At 36.0% G+C, this 15843-nt stretch carries 15 protein-coding genes, 1 other RNA gene and 1 other annotated feature; of the genes, 14 read left to right on the top strand and 2 right to left on the bottom strand.

Features of this window, described 5'->3' with window-relative positions; all coding sequences use genetic code 11:
- Window positions 1-199 precede the first annotated feature (199 nt).
- Window positions 200-565: a transfer-messenger RNA gene (ssrA, locus tag ACG72T_RS08430) on the bottom strand.
- A 141-nt stretch (window positions 566-706) separates the two neighbouring features.
- Between ssrA and ACG72T_RS08425 the strand changes: the two genes are divergently transcribed.
- The gene (locus ACG72T_RS08425; protein WP_395265756.1) at window positions 707-1357 is read left to right on the top strand and encodes a DUF3862 domain-containing protein; all 651 of its coding nucleotides are present in this window, start codon (window positions 707-709) and stop codon (window positions 1355-1357) included.
- Between the two features lie 56 nt (window positions 1358-1413).
- Here ACG72T_RS08425 and ACG72T_RS08420 read toward each other — a convergent pair whose 3' ends face one another.
- Complete coding sequence (locus ACG72T_RS08420; RefSeq protein ID WP_395265755.1) at window positions 1414-2016, bottom strand: YitT family protein; 603 nt, start codon at window positions 2014-2016, stop codon at window positions 1414-1416.
- A gap of 205 nt (window positions 2017-2221) precedes the next feature.
- Between ACG72T_RS08420 and ACG72T_RS08415 the strand changes: the two genes are divergently transcribed.
- The 13 genes from ACG72T_RS08415 to ACG72T_RS08355 all read left to right on the top strand — a co-directional run bounded on the left by ACG72T_RS08415 (window position 2222) and on the right by ACG72T_RS08355 (window position 15842).
- Window positions 2222-2926 carry a LysM peptidoglycan-binding domain-containing protein gene (locus tag ACG72T_RS08415; protein WP_395265754.1) on the top strand — a complete coding sequence of 235 codons (705 nt, stop codon included), beginning with the start codon at window positions 2222-2224 and terminating at the stop codon, window positions 2924-2926.
- Window positions 2927-3255: 329 nt separating this feature from the next.
- Window positions 3256-3495, top strand: a binding site (T-box leader).
- 92 nt (window positions 3496-3587) lie between these two features.
- Entirely contained in the window at window positions 3588-4412 is an 825-nt protein-coding gene (locus ACG72T_RS08410) for a MetQ/NlpA family ABC transporter substrate-binding protein (RefSeq protein WP_395265753.1), read from the top strand.
- Between the two features lie 43 nt (window positions 4413-4455).
- A complete protein-coding gene (locus ACG72T_RS08405; protein WP_395265752.1) occupies window positions 4456-5790 on the top strand; it encodes a M20/M25/M40 family metallo-hydrolase in 1335 nt (444 codons plus the stop codon).
- Window positions 5791-5797: 7 nt separating this feature from the next.
- Window positions 5798-6856, top strand: coding sequence for a methionine ABC transporter ATP-binding protein (locus ACG72T_RS08400; protein WP_395265751.1), 1059 nt, complete (start codon window positions 5798-5800; stop codon window positions 6854-6856).
- A 3-nt stretch (window positions 6857-6859) separates the two neighbouring features.
- Window positions 6860-7549: a methionine ABC transporter permease gene (locus ACG72T_RS08395; RefSeq protein WP_395265750.1), complete on the top strand. Its 690-nt coding sequence runs from the start codon at window positions 6860-6862 to the stop codon at window positions 7547-7549.
- 150 nt (window positions 7550-7699) lie between these two features.
- Window positions 7700-8533 (top strand): MetQ/NlpA family ABC transporter substrate-binding protein, encoded by an 834-nt coding sequence (locus tag ACG72T_RS08390; RefSeq protein WP_395265749.1) that lies wholly within the window; start codon window positions 7700-7702, stop codon window positions 8531-8533.
- A gap of 132 nt (window positions 8534-8665) precedes the next feature.
- Window positions 8666-9481: a MetQ/NlpA family ABC transporter substrate-binding protein gene (locus tag ACG72T_RS08385; protein WP_395265767.1), complete on the top strand. Its 816-nt coding sequence runs from the start codon at window positions 8666-8668 to the stop codon at window positions 9479-9481.
- 112 nt (window positions 9482-9593) lie between these two features.
- Window positions 9594-10412, top strand: coding sequence for a helix-turn-helix domain-containing protein (locus ACG72T_RS08380; protein WP_395265748.1), 819 nt, complete (start codon window positions 9594-9596; stop codon window positions 10410-10412).
- A 125-nt stretch (window positions 10413-10537) separates the two neighbouring features.
- Window positions 10538-10726 carry a PspC domain-containing protein gene (locus tag ACG72T_RS08375; RefSeq protein ID WP_395265747.1) on the top strand — a complete coding sequence of 63 codons (189 nt, stop codon included), beginning with the start codon at window positions 10538-10540 and terminating at the stop codon, window positions 10724-10726.
- A gap of 18 nt (window positions 10727-10744) precedes the next feature.
- Window positions 10745-10939 (top strand): PspC domain-containing protein, encoded by a 195-nt coding sequence (locus tag ACG72T_RS08370; protein WP_395265746.1) that lies wholly within the window; start codon window positions 10745-10747, stop codon window positions 10937-10939.
- Between the two features lie 102 nt (window positions 10940-11041).
- The gene (locus ACG72T_RS08365) at window positions 11042-11962 is read left to right on the top strand and encodes a LysR family transcriptional regulator (protein ID WP_395265745.1); all 921 of its coding nucleotides are present in this window, start codon (window positions 11042-11044) and stop codon (window positions 11960-11962) included.
- Window positions 11959-14265, top strand: a complete 2307-nt coding sequence (locus tag ACG72T_RS08360; RefSeq protein WP_395265744.1) for a UvrD-helicase domain-containing protein — start codon at window positions 11959-11961, stop codon at window positions 14263-14265. The genes ACG72T_RS08365 and ACG72T_RS08360 overlap by 4 nt, the downstream gene beginning before the upstream one ends.
- 104 nt (window positions 14266-14369) lie before the next feature.
- Window positions 14370-15842 carry a UbiD family decarboxylase gene (locus ACG72T_RS08355; RefSeq protein WP_395265743.1) on the top strand — a complete coding sequence of 491 codons (1473 nt, stop codon included), beginning with the start codon at window positions 14370-14372 and terminating at the stop codon, window positions 15840-15842.
- The last annotated feature ends 1 nt before the right edge of the window (window position 15843 follow it).

Here is a 15843-nt window from a genome sequence, read left to right as displayed (position 1 = left end):
TATCTAAAAAAACCATCATCAATTAAGATGATGGTTACAATTACGCTCGCCCGTCGCAAATATATTTTATTTTTGATTAATTGACCGACTAAATGACCGACTGACCGACCAATTCCGTGATTTTAATTAAATTTATGAAAAAGAAAAAGCCAGTCATATCAAGGCTTATATGCCTTAATACAACTGGCTGAAATCCGTATTATGGAGGTGAGGGGAATTGAACCCCTGTCCAAGCATAATGCTATGCAAGCATCTACACTCATAGTTGTATCATTTAAAGTTTCGCTACTTCGAACGCCATACAACCAGGCTAACCGAAGTAACTATTCCGGTAATCTCTTTTCAACTATTCAGAATGCACAGTTAAACGTAGCCCAATAATTTTGAGACCCATTTCTAACCCTTGGGCGAAGCTAGAATGGATCACGCTTAGACTGTTTTTAGGCAGCTAATGCGTAAGAATTATTATTTTTTGCAGTTATAATAAACTGTGTGTTTTTAGAGGGACACGAAACCCTAAGTGCAGCTTGCACGCTACTACACATGTCGAATCCAGAACACCCCCAAAGATGTCCAACTACTATAATATCTAAGTTTTAGAAAGATAGCAAATAGTTAGTTTAGCTTTTTATTAAAAAATAATGCTTAAGAAGTGTCTCTTGGTATGAAAATTGCTAAAATACAATATAGACGGAGGTATGAAAACGTGGATGAAAATGATATCAAACCTTTTTATCGGAAAAAATGGTTTTGGATCACGATTGTTTCTATCTTTATCATTGTATCAGCTACAACTTATATTGCTAACTATTCTTTCTATTCAGATCAAGCTGATAAAGCAACGGTTAGCCAAAGTAAAAGTCTAGCAGCTAAGAAAAAAATTGCTAATGATGCTTCCTTTATTTCAAAATATAATTCGATTAAGACTGGTAAAAATGGATTCAGCAAGTCAGAAATTGTTGATCTCTTAGGTGAACCCAATAATACTGAACGGTTAGCTGTTGATAAGTCCATTGTCACTCTCAGTTGGAATGGAACTGATAACAAGCAAAATGTCACAGTTCAAATTACATTGGAAAAAAATAAAGCAACTGCAAAGTCAATTCAAGGATTGGATATTGATAGGAAGAAACTTTTATCTATGGAAGATTTTGATAAGTTAAAAGTCGGTGACAGTTATAATAAAGTAATTAATGTATTAGGCGATCCCGACAATTATTCCGACGTCAATGGAATGAGAACTTTAATTTATCAAACCGATCTAACTGAAGCAGATCCATCAGTAAATTCGTTGATTAAAATTGAACTTTCTAACAATAAGGTAATTAATAAAGAACAACAGAATTTGAAACAATAAAAAAAAGGTGCATATGTCAAAATACTCGAAACTCGATACTTTGATATGTGCGCCTTTTATTGTGCAATTCTTTTTGCATGAAGCAATCCGAATCCTTTGATCGATAAACTGGAAATTCCAACTGACATTACCGCCAATAGGAATGAAATTATATCAGTCAAAGCAATGTTTCCTAAACAAACAATTGCATCAATAATGAATAAACTGATGTATTTATCAATCCCAAAATTCTTATGAATAATCATTGGAGGCACGGTCGTACCACCACTTGACATATTCAGGGTATAGAGAATCGCTAGACCGATTCCGAAAATGATACTTCCTACTATTATAGAGATGACCCGACTATTAGGAATTAAATTATAAACAGGAGTCACATATAACAGTAGGGGTAGTGAAAAACTTCCTAGAGCTAATTTGATCGTGGTTTGACGATCCAAATGTAAGTAAGCCAGTACTAACATCACAATATTTATGAACAGAACCGAGATGAATGTTGGGATTTTCCATCCTGCTTGCAACAAAATAGCAATTCCAGTGGCACCACCGGCTGCTATACTGTGCGGCTCGAAGAACATATTAAGACTAAATGCGATAAGTTCCAAAGCTACCAACATCAGTAGTAGTTTTGCGGACAATCTTTTTTTATTATTCTTCATATTTAATACTATATCATGAATATACATTTATCGCAATTAAAGTTTAAAATACCTAAAACATAATGTTTCAGATAGATTACTTAAGTTACATAAAACTGCGAAAATGTAACCTTGAGGTTGTTGTCATGTAATATTGACCTGTTAATATAGCACCATAGCAATTGAGAGAGCTAAAAATTTTTAAATATAAGGATGTAATTAATTTATGAAAAAAGTTTTATCTATCGCTTTAGTAAGTGCAATGGCTTTAACAGGAGTTTTGGCTTCAACAAATACAGCTCAAGCTGCCATTAATAATGGTAGTACCGTAACTGTTGAAAAGGGTGATACTTATAAGAGTATTGCAGCTGCAAATGGAATTAGTATTTCCGCTCTAGAACAAGCTAACGGACGCGAAGTTGGCGGATTTGACTTGATTTTCCCAGGTGAAACAATAGTTCTACCTGGTACTAATGCAGATACAACCGCAAGTACAACTACAACAGATAACACTAATACACAGGCTACAACAGATACATCTACATCTGCTGATACACAAGCCGCAACTACAGACACAACTAATACTGACACAAGTGCTAATACACAAGCAACAACAGATACATCATCGCAAGCAACAACTCAATCAACAACTACAACTGGTACTTCTCAAGGTACTTTTAAGATTTCATTCTATGATCCAGCCGTTCTAGGTTCAAATATGGGTTATAGTGGTGTTGCTGCTAACCTTTCAGTATTTCCTAAGGGTACACAATTGAAGATTACCTTATCAGATGGAACGGTTCTCTACAGAACTGTTAACGATACAGGAACATTTGCCTACAGCAATCCTAACCAATTAGATGTTGCTATGCCAAGTTCATCAATCCCATCTTATGGTGTTACAACAGCTTCAGTTGAAGTTTTATCATAATTTGAATAGACAATTGCCAGAAGACTTTCTATTAAAGAGAAGGTCTTTTTTTATTAGTAAAAAATTAATTTTAAGAATAATTGATTATTATAAATCTGTATTTTTAAATTTTTTTCATAAATTATTATTTAAATTCAACGTTATAAAACGTGTAACGATAGGCCAGATAAAGCCTTGAAATTATAGGGTTTTCTTTCAGTAAATAATATAAATGCAAGTTGGCATTAAAATGTAAAATTAGAAAATCTCTAAAAAAGTCCGACTTTTTCAATTGACTTTTCAAAATTTAGATTGTATTATCTAACCAACGATTAACAAGAGATATTTATTAAAACAATTTGATCGGGGGAAGTAATTCAATCCCGTTTGTACAGAAAACCTCTATTTGCTGAGATGAGGGCAACGGCTTGAATGAAAATGACCCGTGATTGGTGCGCTGAATCTTCGGATAAAGATGCAATGGTTGGTACCCTTTACAGTACACGCATATAGAATCTTTGTATGTTGTTAAGGGGATAAGTGTAAGTTTATTCCGAATTAGAATGGTACCGCGAGGAGTCGCTTCTAAGTAATGGACAGAAATGTTCAGCTTGGAAGCGGCTTTTTTTGTTTCTATAAATATTTTAAGTTGGTTAAGTATTAGTTAAGGTGGGAGAAAAACATGAGTAAATTTAAGAAATTAAGTAAGGTTATCTTACTAGCTTTTACAGCAATTTTTATCTTTGTACTTGCCGGTTGTGGCAATCAAAGCAAAGAACAAACAGTTAAGGTGGGAATCAATCCATCAGATGCTCCAATTTGGAAAGTCGTTCAAAAGAATGTTAAGAGCGAAGGAATTGATTTAAAGATCGTTCAATTCAACGATTACAATCAACCAAACACAGCCTTGGTTCAAGGTGAAGTTGATATCAACGCTTATCAACATACAGATTTCTTGAATGCATGGAATAAAGCACACAAGACAGACCTAGTTTCAATTGGTAAGACAGTTATCCAACCAATGGCTTTATATTCACACAAGATCACTAAACTTAGTCAATTAAAAGATGGTGCTAAGATTGCTATTCCTAATGATGCTTCTAATGAAGCTAGAGCATTACAATTACTTGAATACAATGGCGTAATCAAGTTGGATCCAAGCAAGACATTACCATCAACAAAGGATATTAAGGAAAATAAATTGAACTTGAAGTTTACAACACTTGATGCTGCTCAAACAGCTCGTTCATTAGATAGTGTTGATGCAGCCATCGTTAACGGTAACGTAGCAAGTGATGCTAAGTTAAATCCTAAGAAGGCAGTTATTACTGAAAAGATCAACAAGAAGTCGATTCCTTGGATCAATTTAATCGTTACACAAAAGAAGAATAAAGATAACAAGACTTATAAGAAGGTTGTTAAGGCTTTCCAAACTGATGATGTAGCCAAAGAAATCAAGAAGGTTTATGGCGGAAATGAAATTCCAGCTTGGAACGCTAAGCTCTAAAGATTTAGCTGATATTTGTAATTGAAAATGAGGAGGTTTTCTAATGTCAAAATTATCAGATCCATTAATTCAGAAATCAGTTGAAGATTTAAAACAATACATAGCACTACCATCTGTTTCAGCAAAAAATCAATCCATTACTGAGACGGCCGATTTCCTCGCAAAATTATTACAAGATTTCGGTGCCGATGTACAAGTTTGGAAGGAATACGAATATCCCGTTGTTTTCGCAGAAATTAAGCCTAACCAGCCCAGTGATACCACGATTCTGATTTACAATAACTACGATGTTCAACCAGCAGAACCACTGGAACTATGGAATTCCGATCCTTTCGAATTGAAAGTTACAGATGATAAATTTATCGGACGCGGTGTTTCAGATTGTAAGGCTGATTTGATTAGCCGCATTACAGCTTTGAAAATTTATCGTCAAGAACATGGAGATCTTCCTTGTAATATTAAATTCTTAATTGAAGGCCAAGAGGAAGTTGCCAGTCGTCACTTAGAAGACTATTTAAAAAAATACCACGACCTTCTAAGTGCTGATCTGATAATTTGGGAATCAGGATATAAGAACGAAGCAGAGCAGTTCAATTTTACCGGCGGTAATAAAGGTGTTTTATGTTTTGAATTAGAGGCAGTTTCCGCCGATATTGATTTACATTCATCTTTCGCAGCGGTTGTTGATTCGGCCACATGGAGATTGACCCAAGCCTTGAATGCGTTGCGTACTCCTGAAGGAGACATTAAAATCCCAGGCTTTTACGATGATGTCGTTCAGCCTACTCAAAAAGAGATTGATTTGGTCAATAAAGCCATTACCCCCGATCTAAAAGAAAAGTGGGATTTGCAAGTGCCACTATTAAAGAATCAATCAGTAAATTACAATTTAACTTTTAATCCCACTATTAATATAGAAGGAATTAGCAGTGGTTGGGAAGGTGATGGTGTAAAAACTGTCACTCCTAAGGCTGCCACAGCTAAACTAGAATTTCGCTTAGTCCCTAATCAAGATCCACACGACTTATTCGATAAGTTAACAAAGTATTTGAATGAGCTAGGTTTTACGGATGTCAAAGTTAAGTATCTATTAGGTGAAAAGGGATATCGTTGGGATCTCGACAGTCCAATTGTCAATAAGTTGATCGATACCGCCAAAGATTATTTTGGTGGTGAAGACAAAATCGAAGCCTTACCATCAAGCCCAGGTACTGGTCCAATGTACTTGTTAAACGAGTACACTAAAGCTTCAATCGTTTCAACTGGTGTGAGCTATTCTAAAGCTGGTAACCATGCACCAAACGAAAATATTAGAATTAAAGATTATTTAGACTTCATCGATTTCTTCGATCAATTCTTAGGTAAATTAAGGGAGTAATTATTAAATGGCAGAACAAACAGGGATAATTCAGCTAAAGAACATTGATGTAACTTTCCAGAATGAAGGCAAGACGATTGAAGCGGTCAAAGATGTTTCAATCGATGTTCAAAAAGGTGATGTTTTTGGAGTTATCGGTTACTCAGGTGCTGGTAAAAGTACTTTAGTCCGAGTGATCAATCTCTTGCAAAAGCCAACTGCCGGTTCAGTGATCGTAAACGGTCAGGATATGTTGCAATTGAGTCAAAAGGATTTACGCACAGCTCGTCGAAATATTGGAATGATTTTTCAACATTTCAACTTGATGAATTCCTTAACGGTATATGGAAATGTTGACTTTCCTTTACGAGATTCTGGTTTAAGTAAAGCTGAACGTAAACAAAAAATCGATCGATTATTGGATATCGTTGGTCTAGCAGATCGAGCTCGTAACTATCCATCACAATTATCTGGTGGGCAAAAACAACGTGTTGCTATTGCTAGAGCTTTAGCTAATGATCCAGAGATCTTGATTTCAGATGAGGCAACTAGTGCCTTGGATCCTAAAACTACCACAGAAATTTTGGATCTATTAGGACGCTTGAACAAGGAATTGGGCATTACGATTGTAATTATTACTCATGAAATGGATGCCATTAAACAAATTTGTAACCGCGTTTCAGTGATGGAAAATGGTCGTTTGATTGAAGAAGGAGATCTGTTGTCAATCTTTGGTAGTCCGAAGAAACAATTGACAAAAGACTTCGTTAACACTTCGACCCACATTGGTTCAGTTCTTGATGAAATTCGTGATAGTGGTATTGTTGACAAACTTTCAGGCCGTTTGATCGAGCTGAATTATATTGGTGATTCTACCAATGAACCAATCGTAGTTGAACTTTACAAACGTTTCCAAGTCGAAGCAAATATCTTGTTCAGTAATATTGAAAGATTACAAAATACCACCGTTGGGATTATGTTATTCGCTTTAACTGGGGATGATGATAAGGTTGAAAGTGCGATTCAATATTTGAATAGTTTAAATGTGAACGTTAAAGAAATCGATTTAAAGGAAGAAGGCAAATAATTTATGACAGACATACTTAATAAATTTTTACCCAATGTTGTTGCTAATTGGGAGGGCGATAATGGTTTCGTCACTGCCATCTGGCAAACGCTTTATATGACCTTTGTCAGTGCCTTCTTCGCCGGAATTATTGGTATTATTTTAGGAATTCTCTTGGTCGTGACTGCCGAAGACGGTATTACACCACATAAGAATTTCTATTACTGGCTTGATAAGTTGGTCAATCTATTTAGATCAATTCCATTTATTATTTTGCTAGCGGTTATTGGACCTTTCACTAAGTTGATTGTCGGACAGACAATTGGACCTACTGGAGCCTTAGTACCATTAGTAATCGGAACCGCACCATTCTTTGCTCGACAAGTTCAATTAGCCTTAGTTGAAGTTGATTCTGGTGTGATCGAAGCTGCCGAAGCGATTGGTTTGTCGCCAATGAAGATTATCTTTAGAGTTTATTTACGTGAAGGCCTACCAGAACTTATCCGTTCGGGAACACTAACGATTATTAGTTTGATTGGTTTAACTGCCATGGCTGGTGCTGTTGGTGGTGGTGGTCTTGGTAATATGGCCATTTCCGTTGGTTATCAAAGATTTGAAAATGACGTGACGATTGTTTCCATGTTATTCATCTTGGTTCTCGTCTTCGTCATTCAAGGTTTAGGTGATTTAGCGGTTCGTAAGTTAGAACATTAATTTAATTACATCTACCACATTAGTAATTAAATTGATTGGTATTTTGAAAAGTAAAGATGGGGAGTTTGCTTTAGAATACCGCTCGATCATGCGCTCTATTTGGCAAACTCTGCCGAGTAGAGCGTTTTTTATTTGAGGAGGAGTAATACAATGAAAAATAAATTTAAGGGAATATTTCTATTAGTCGTCGCCACATTGAGTTTTTTCGTTTTAGCAGGTTGTGGTAATAAAGCTAGTGCTAGTGATAAAACAACAACTGTAAAAATTGGTATCACAGGTTCAGATGATCGAGTTTTGAATTTAGTTGCTAAGAAGGTTAAAAAAGAAGGAATCAATTTAAAGATTGTTGAATTTTCAGACTATAGTCAACCTAATACGGCTTTGGCACAAGGTGAAATTGATTTGAATGCCTTTCAAACGATCACTTTCCAAAACGATTGGAATAAGAAACATCATACTAACATCGTTTCCATCGGTTCAACAGTAATTGCTCCAATGGCTTTGTATTCAAAGAAAATCACCAAAGTAAGTCAGATCAAAGATGGTGATAAGATTGCCATTCCAAATGATACAACCAACGAAGGTCGAGCTTTACAATTGTTGGAAAGCGCTGGTTTGATCAAGCTGGATAACAGTAAGATTCCTGCTCTAAAAGATATTACGGAAAATAAACATAATTTGAAGATTTCACCATTAGATGCTGCTAAAACAGCTAAATCATTAGATGATGTAACAGCTTCAGTCGTTAATAGTGGTGTAGCCAGTGATGCTAAGTTAGATCCTAAAAAGGCTGTCTATCGCGAAAAGATTACTGCAAAATCAAAACCTTATGTAAATATTATTTCAGCTAATGCCAAAGATAAGGATAAAGCTGCATATAAGAAAATAGTTAAAGCATATCAATCAGAAGATGTTGCTAAAGAGATCAAGAAAGAATTCGGCGGATATGAAAGTCCTGCTTGGAATTACAAAGTATTGAATTAATTAGTTCATCAGAAAAGTAAATATTCAGCATTTGCTTTTAGAAAGATATGAAAAGAGTCACTTCTAAAGGCTAATTACAGTCCAATAGAAGTGACTCTTTATTTTTAGGGGGATATCATGTTAACAAAACAGATTAAGGGAATATTTTTAGTATTCGTTACCACACTTAGTTTATTGGTTTTGGTTGGTTGTGGAAATAATCAAGCTGGGAAAACGGTGAAGGTTGGTATTACGGGAGCTAATGATCCGGCCTTAGAAAGAGTTGCCAAAATTGTTAAAAAGGAAGGAATCAATTTAAAAATTGTTGAATTCAGTGACTATAGTCAGCCCAATACTGCTCTAGCACAAGGTGAAATCGATATGAACGACTTCCAAACTTATACCTTCCAAAGCGATTGGAACAAGAAACACAAAACTGATATCGTGTCGATTGGCGAAACTGTAATCGCACCAATGTCGTTGTTTTCGAAAAAAATCACGAGCTTGAGTCAACTCAAAAAAGGTGACAAAGTTGGTATTCCGAATGATGTAACTAACGAAGGTCGGGCATTACAGTTACTGGAGAGTGCTGGTTTAATCAAGTTGGATAACGCCAAGATTCCAAATTTACAAGATATTACTGAAAATAAAGTTGGTATTAAGATTTCCTCACTGGATGCTGGTCAAACCGCTAAATCTTTAGATGATTTAACAGCTGCGTGCGTTAACAGTGGTGTGGCTAGTGATGCCAAATTGAATCCTAAGAATGCTGTCTATCGAGAAAAAATAACCGCTAAGTCTAAGCCTTATGTCAATATTTTGTCGGTTAATGCTAAGGATAAAAATAATCCAACCTATCAAAAAATTGCTAAGGCCTATCATAAAGAAGAAGTGGCTGAAGTTATTAAAAAGTCATTTCATGGATATGAGAATCCGGCTTGGACATATCCAGCTCTAAAAGAAGATTAATTATCTCAGAAGGAAGCTTAGGATTAACAAGTTTCCTTCTTTTTTGTGCATTTTGAAGCGATTTAATCTAAAATTAGGTTAAATAGTTGTTTCAAAGAAGTCAGGGATGTATATGAAAAATTTAGGGACGGTTTTAAAAGAGTTACGAAAAGAAAAAGGTTTGACACAACAAGAGTTAGCCCAGGGAGTCTGCGCTCAATCCATGCTCTCGGCTATCGAAAATGATGTTTATATACCAAATGCCAATTTGTTGATTAATTTGGCTAATAAATTGGATGTTGATTTAGATGAAATTAGTTTGGCAAAAAATTTCTCAATTGGTCACAATCAAGAATTTGACGAAATGGTTGATAAGTTGTGTCGAAGTCATCAATATGAACAACTACGACAATATTTAGAACAAAACAAGGTTGTTGATAACTTAGAAACATCTCACCAATTGCAAGTTTACTATTATTATTTAGGTATCGCCCAATTGCAAACAGGTGCTTTAACTAAAGCAATTGCATCTTTAAAGCGCTCATTAGCAGAAGTCGATCACTTGCATTTGGAGACTATTTCACGACTAGCTTATTTAGGTATTGGCTATATCAGTGCCCTACAAGGTAACAAAACAGCCGCGGTTGATTGTGTGGATCTGGCTTTTCGCAATTGGAGCGAATATGTCTATCAAGAAAATCAAAATATTCTCTATTATTTAGCAGCGTTGATTTATTTTAAACTGAATGATTATCAAAATTCGACAGCGTATTTGGTTGACGGAATAGCTTTTATTGCCAAACACGATTCTCATTATATGTTAGCAAATTGCTATTTCTTGATGGCCCGCTTATCTCAGGAAGCTCATCATGATGACGAGCGTTTAGAATCTAATAAGCGCAGGGACTTATTTACAGAACTGTATGGTGAACAAATTTTTAAAGAGCTTTAGTCATTGTGAAAATGGCGATATAAGTGCAGATGACAAGATTGTAAGGTGTTTGTAAGCAATTTCTATGTACTATTATCGGGAAATCTTTTATGATGTGTTTATAGATGAAAAGGGGGAAGTAAATTATGCATATTCCAATTAAACGTTCAAAGAGTAATTACGTAATTGCAGGTGTCATTGGAGGATTAGCAGAGCATTTTCAATGGAACCCAACAGTTGCAAGAGTTTTATGGCTGATTTTATCTCTAACCCCATTCCCGGGCATCATAGGCTACTTAGTCTTGTGGTTATTGATGGAAAGTCCAGACTATTAATTAATCGAGGTTTTAGTGATGCATATTCCAATTAGAAGATCAAAAGACAATCAAATATTAGGTGGAGTAATTGCTGGATTTTGTGAACAGTATGATTGGAATCCAGCTGTCGGCCGAGTGCTTTACGTAGCGGTTTCATTGACATCGCTTTTTCCAGGAATTATAGCCTATTTGATTTTGTTACTTTTGATGGAAAAACCAAATGAAGCTTAAAATGGGCTACAGTGTAGTCGACTTTAAAGATGCCCTCTGATTCGCATGAGAATCGGAGAGCATCTTTTTTTCTTTTCAAAAAATGCTACAATTAAACTCCGTATGGAATGGTTACTAAAGAAATGGGGCAAGACGTTGGATATTCGAAAGTTTGCGGTCTTTGTGGATTTAGCAAAGACACTCAATTATACAGAAACAGCTGAGAACCTCTACACCACGCAAGGCAATATTTCTAAACAAATCTTGGCTTTGGAAAAGGGGTTAGGGGTTACACTTTTTAAACGGGCTCATCGTACAATTGAATTGACTCCCGCAGGACGATTGATTTTACCTAATGCCAAACAAATTTTAGGTGATTTTGATAAGTTGACGGTCAAACTGAATGACTTTCAGGCCAATCAGAGACAAACATTGAAGATACATACCATTCCCACTATGCCCAGTTATCGAAGCTTTAACTATATTAGTCAATTTCTGAAAGATTATCCTGGGATACAAGTTCAATTACAAGAAGAAGAGAGTTATCATTTGATTCCCTCATTGCGGGCAGGTGAGTGTGAGATCATTTTTGCGCGAACCTTTGAGTTTAACCATTCTGACTTGGAACGTATTGTGATGGAGGATGATTACTTTGTGGCAGTTTTACCGCAAGATTATCCAATTGCTGTAGAAAAGTTAGATTTAGCTGCATTGAAGTCAGAACGTTTTCTAATATTAGGTGAAGCGACTAATTTGTATGAACCTGTTAAACAACTGTGCGAAAAAGCTGGTTTCAACCCACAAATTGTCTATCAAGGTACCAGAGTCGACTTGATCATGCAGATGATTCAAAATAATATGGGTATTTCAGTGATGACAGCTAAAATGGCTCGTCCTTTCGCTGAAAAGGTTAAAATTGTACCTCTGCTGACTAATATTACGAATAAATTAAGCTTTATTCGGCTAAAGGGGCAGCATTCTCAAGCAAGTGAGTTCTTTTGGGATTATATTCAAACTAAGACAAGTAATGAGGAGACAGAATGATTCAAGATTTATCAACCAAGGAAATAATTGATCTGATGGAATCAGGTCTGAAAATGAAGTTCTCCGCAGAACAAATAAAAATTCTTAATAATGACTTTACGAAACCGTTGTTAGTTAATGCCTGTGCTGGATCGGGTAAGACAACGATTTTTATTTTGATGGCACTGATAGCTGTCGCCCAAGGTAATGCTGATCCTGATGAAATTCTTGGTATTACTTTTTCCCACAAGTCACGGGTCGATATGGGTAATCGTTATGATAACTTCGTTAACGACTTAAAAGCTACCACCTTGAATCTACCAGCTGGCCGACCCAATTTTACGACTTTTCACGCCTTGTTCTATCAATTGTTACGGCAAAATCCTGAATATCAACGATCACAAGTATTGACAAGCTATCGAATCTTTATGCGTGATCTGACTGATCAAATAAAACATCCTAGTAACGTTATAACGAAGGCAGAAATGTTGGAAGAAATGTTTGATTTAAATGATTATTTAATCAATCAAGGCTTAACGACAGATGGTATTTTACCAACAGCCACAGAGAATCAACCTTTCAGTGAGGCCGTCAAAGCAATGTCCGAGTTTTCTCGTCAAAATCACGATGAGGGTTTTTATGAAGATTATTTAGCGGTACTTCGTAAGTATCAAGAGTTGAAGCGGCAAAATAGTTATATTGATTTCAATGATATGAAATTATTATTGATTGAAAGTATGCATGATCCTAATTATTTGCAGTACTATCAACGAATCATGTCACGTTATAAGATTGCGGTGATCGATGAGTTTCAGGATATCGATAATTTGCAATGGCAAATAATCTCCAAATTACTTAGCAAAGAAACGATGCAGCATTTGATTGTTATTGGTGACGATGATCAGAGTATTTATTCATTTCGAGGTAGTAATTCGAAATATATTTTGAATTACAAACGTCTTTTATCGAACGCTACCAAATTGAATTTATCAACTAATTATCGGACTGGAGAAAAGATTCTCAAGCGGGTTATTCCCCTAATCAAACAAAACCATGTGCGCCTTGATAAGGAATTGTTATCAGGACGCCCAGATTTAGGGAAGTTTGTTTTATATAGCAGTAAGAAATCGGGCTTTAACGGCGGTTCGAAAATGTTGAAGCGGCTAGTGAAACAAATTAATGATCCTCAAATTAATAACGATGACATAGCGATACTGGTTCGTTACAACTCCTCAAGAATGCTCTTGGCCGATTGGCTAGCTAATCAAGGAATATACGCCAACATTAATAACGCTGGAGCCATCTTACAAAATAATTTGATTTATCGTATTATAACTGAACTGATGAAAGGCTTGTGGCAGGATCAATATCAATACTTTTCTGATCATGCTAATCGAATCGGCTTTCGGGCGTATAAGGACCACACTCGAAAAGTTGAGGCCAGATCAGGTAATGATTTTGAAAAATTAAGTGATTATTTATTGGCCGCTGAAGCATATAATGCTGAAACAAATACCCCCTTTAAACGGACCGATGCAAGGGTTCAAGTCTACTTTAATAGCATTAAACGTTTTAAAACACGTTTAGACGAGACAACAAGTGTGGATAGTAAGCACAAATTATCAGCTAGTTTGATCAAGGATCTATACCAAGCTGCTAATCGTTTAACAGACAGGTATTTTGATTTTATGGTTGAGAAGAATTTTATGTCCAAAGTTGAAGTCAAAGATATCAAGCAATATTTGGAAGAAGAATTGAAACGATATGAGAGTATCGATGACTTTTTCTTTGACGAGGCGCAGAAAAAAGATATTCTTTCTGATCGTCACCAACAAGATAAGCAACATCGTATTCAATTCTTGTCTTTACATCAGGCAAAGGGTTTAGAGTTCAAATATGTTTATTTATACGGATTGACTGATAAGGAAGTTGAAAAAGCAGGCATAGTGTTAAATGATTGGTTCCCGCCTGCCATGGCCTTCGAGCAATTTGTCAAAAAGTGGAAATCAGTTTATAAACAAAACTTTGAATTTCTAGAACATGCTTTGCAAGCGGCCCACATTGACAACTATAAAGATATAACCCACAATAATGCCTTCAATCCTATCAACTTGGATAAAACATTGACGAAGAAAAAAGAATTTGAAATGTTTCATGTTTTTTATAAAGAAGTTGAGAATTATTCGGCTTTCATTGAAGAGGAACGGCGTCTTTTGTACGTTGGAGTGACTCGGGCTCAATTGGAGCTTAGTTTGAGAATTGCACCGGATTCTAATCCATTATTGTTCGAATTACAACTTCCTAAGAAAAAAACTCAGAAATAACTATTAAGCATTCCAGTTTGGAATGCTTTTTACTTTATCTTGAATTGTTTCAGGCATTTGTCAGCCTCTATAATAATCACTGTTAAATAGAAGGAGGCAATAAAATGTCAGAAGAATTGTATGATTTGCGAAAAGTTATAGATGAATTAAAGCAAACTCCAGGTGAGTATCATGAGACTGATGTGGAAGTTGATCCTCATGCAGAATTATCAGGTGTATATCGTTACATTGGTGCCGGAGGAACGATTGAACGACCAACCAAAAGTGGACCTTCAATGATGTTTAATAATATTAAAGGTTTTCCGCAAAGAAGAATCTATATTGGTTCGATGGCTAGTCGGAAAAGAGTCGGTAAGATCTTGCATCATGATTACAAAACTTTAGGACGCTTTTTGAAGGATTCAGTTGAGCATCCCGTGGCACCAGTGGTAGTTGATTCTAAAAATGCCCCCGTTCAACAAGTTGTATATAAAGCAAGCGACAAAGATTTTGACATCAGAAAAATTCTACCTGCAGCAACTAATACTGAATATGATGCGGGACCTTATATCACTGTAGGGGTAGTTTTAGGCTCAAACCCTGAAAAAACTATGTCTGATGTAACGATCCATCGAATGGTTCTTGAAGATAGGGATACTCTGGGGATGTATATTATGCCTGGTGGCCGTCATATTGGCCATTTCCAGAAGGAATTTGAAAAGATAAATCAGCCTATGCCAATAACTATCAATATTGGTTTAGATCCTGCTATCACTATTGGTGCAACATTTGAGCCACCAACTACGCCGTTAGGATATGATGAATTGAATGTTGCAGGGGCGTTGCGCAAACAAGCTGTCCAATTAGTTGATGCAAAGACGGTCAACGAGAAAGCAATCGCTTTGGCAGAATACGTTATCGAAGCTGAAATCATTCCTAATCAAACGATGCAAGAAGATATCAATACAAACACTGGTAAAGCCATGCCTGAATTTCCTGGTTATGATGGTGACGCTAATCCCGCCGTCAATGTGGTTAAAGTCAAAGCTATTACCACTCGCAAGAATCCCATCTTTCAGACAATGATCGGTCCCAGTGAAGAACACGTTTCAATGGCAGGTATTCCAACAGAAGCCTCAATTTTAGAATTAGTTGATAAAGCGATCCCAGGTAAAGTTGTGAATGTATATAATCCTCCAGCCGGTGGAGGAAAACTGATGACAATCATGCAAATTCATAAAGATGATGAAGCAGATGAAGGAATTCAACGCCAGGCGGAAATTTTGGCATTATCAGCTTTTAAAGAGTTAAAAACAGTTATTTTAGTTGATGAAGATGTTGATATTTTTGACATGAACGATGTTATGTGGACTTTGAATACGCGCTTCCAAGGTGATCAAGATATTATGGTTCTTTCCGGAATGAGAAATCATCCCTTAGATCCATCGGAGAGACCCCAGTATGATACTAAATCGATTCGTTTCCGAGGAATGAGTTCAAAAACTATTTTTGACGGAACCGTACCATTTGATATGAAAAATCAATTTCAACGAGCTCAATTCAAGCAAGTTGATGATTGGGAAAAATATTTAGAATAGA

The sequence above is a fragment of the Companilactobacillus sp. FL22-1 genome (assembly GCF_043951805.1).
In the GTDB taxonomy this organism is placed as follows: domain Bacteria; phylum Bacillota; class Bacilli; order Lactobacillales; family Lactobacillaceae; genus Companilactobacillus.
Note: the sequence above shows the minus strand (reverse complement) of the source record. Positions and strands in the feature narration are given on the sequence as shown.

Excerpts from the sequence above, each read along its gene's own strand:
- ACG72T_RS08390 (WP_395265749.1), top strand. The coding sequence starts at position 7,700 with ATGAAAAATAAATTTAAGGGAATATTTCTATTAGTCGTCGCCACATTG.
- ACG72T_RS08405 (WP_395265752.1), top strand. The coding sequence starts at position 4,456 with ATGTCAAAATTATCAGATCCATTAATTCAGAAATCAGTTGAAGATTTA.
- ACG72T_RS08380 (WP_395265748.1), top strand. The coding sequence starts at position 9,594 with ATGAAAAATTTAGGGACGGTTTTAAAAGAGTTACGAAAAGAAAAAGGT.
- ACG72T_RS08420 (WP_395265755.1), bottom strand. The coding sequence starts at position 2,016 with ATGAAGAATAATAAAAAAAGATTGTCCGCAAAACTACTACTGATGTTG.
- ACG72T_RS08365 (WP_395265745.1), top strand. The coding sequence starts at position 11,042 with ATGGAATGGTTACTAAAGAAATGGGGCAAGACGTTGGATATTCGAAAG.
- ACG72T_RS08375 (WP_395265747.1), top strand. The coding sequence starts at position 10,538 with ATGCATATTCCAATTAAACGTTCAAAGAGTAATTACGTAATTGCAGGT.
- ACG72T_RS08410 (WP_395265753.1), top strand. The coding sequence starts at position 3,588 with ATGAGTAAATTTAAGAAATTAAGTAAGGTTATCTTACTAGCTTTTACA.
- ACG72T_RS08400 (WP_395265751.1), top strand. The coding sequence starts at position 5,798 with ATGGCAGAACAAACAGGGATAATTCAGCTAAAGAACATTGATGTAACT.
- ACG72T_RS08415 (WP_395265754.1), top strand. The coding sequence starts at position 2,222 with ATGAAAAAAGTTTTATCTATCGCTTTAGTAAGTGCAATGGCTTTAACA.
- ACG72T_RS08360 (WP_395265744.1), top strand. The coding sequence starts at position 11,959 with ATGATTCAAGATTTATCAACCAAGGAAATAATTGATCTGATGGAATCA.
- ACG72T_RS08395 (WP_395265750.1), top strand. The coding sequence starts at position 6,860 with ATGACAGACATACTTAATAAATTTTTACCCAATGTTGTTGCTAATTGG.
- ACG72T_RS08370 (WP_395265746.1), top strand. The coding sequence starts at position 10,745 with ATGCATATTCCAATTAGAAGATCAAAAGACAATCAAATATTAGGTGGA.
- ACG72T_RS08355 (WP_395265743.1), top strand. The coding sequence starts at position 14,370 with ATGTCAGAAGAATTGTATGATTTGCGAAAAGTTATAGATGAATTAAAG.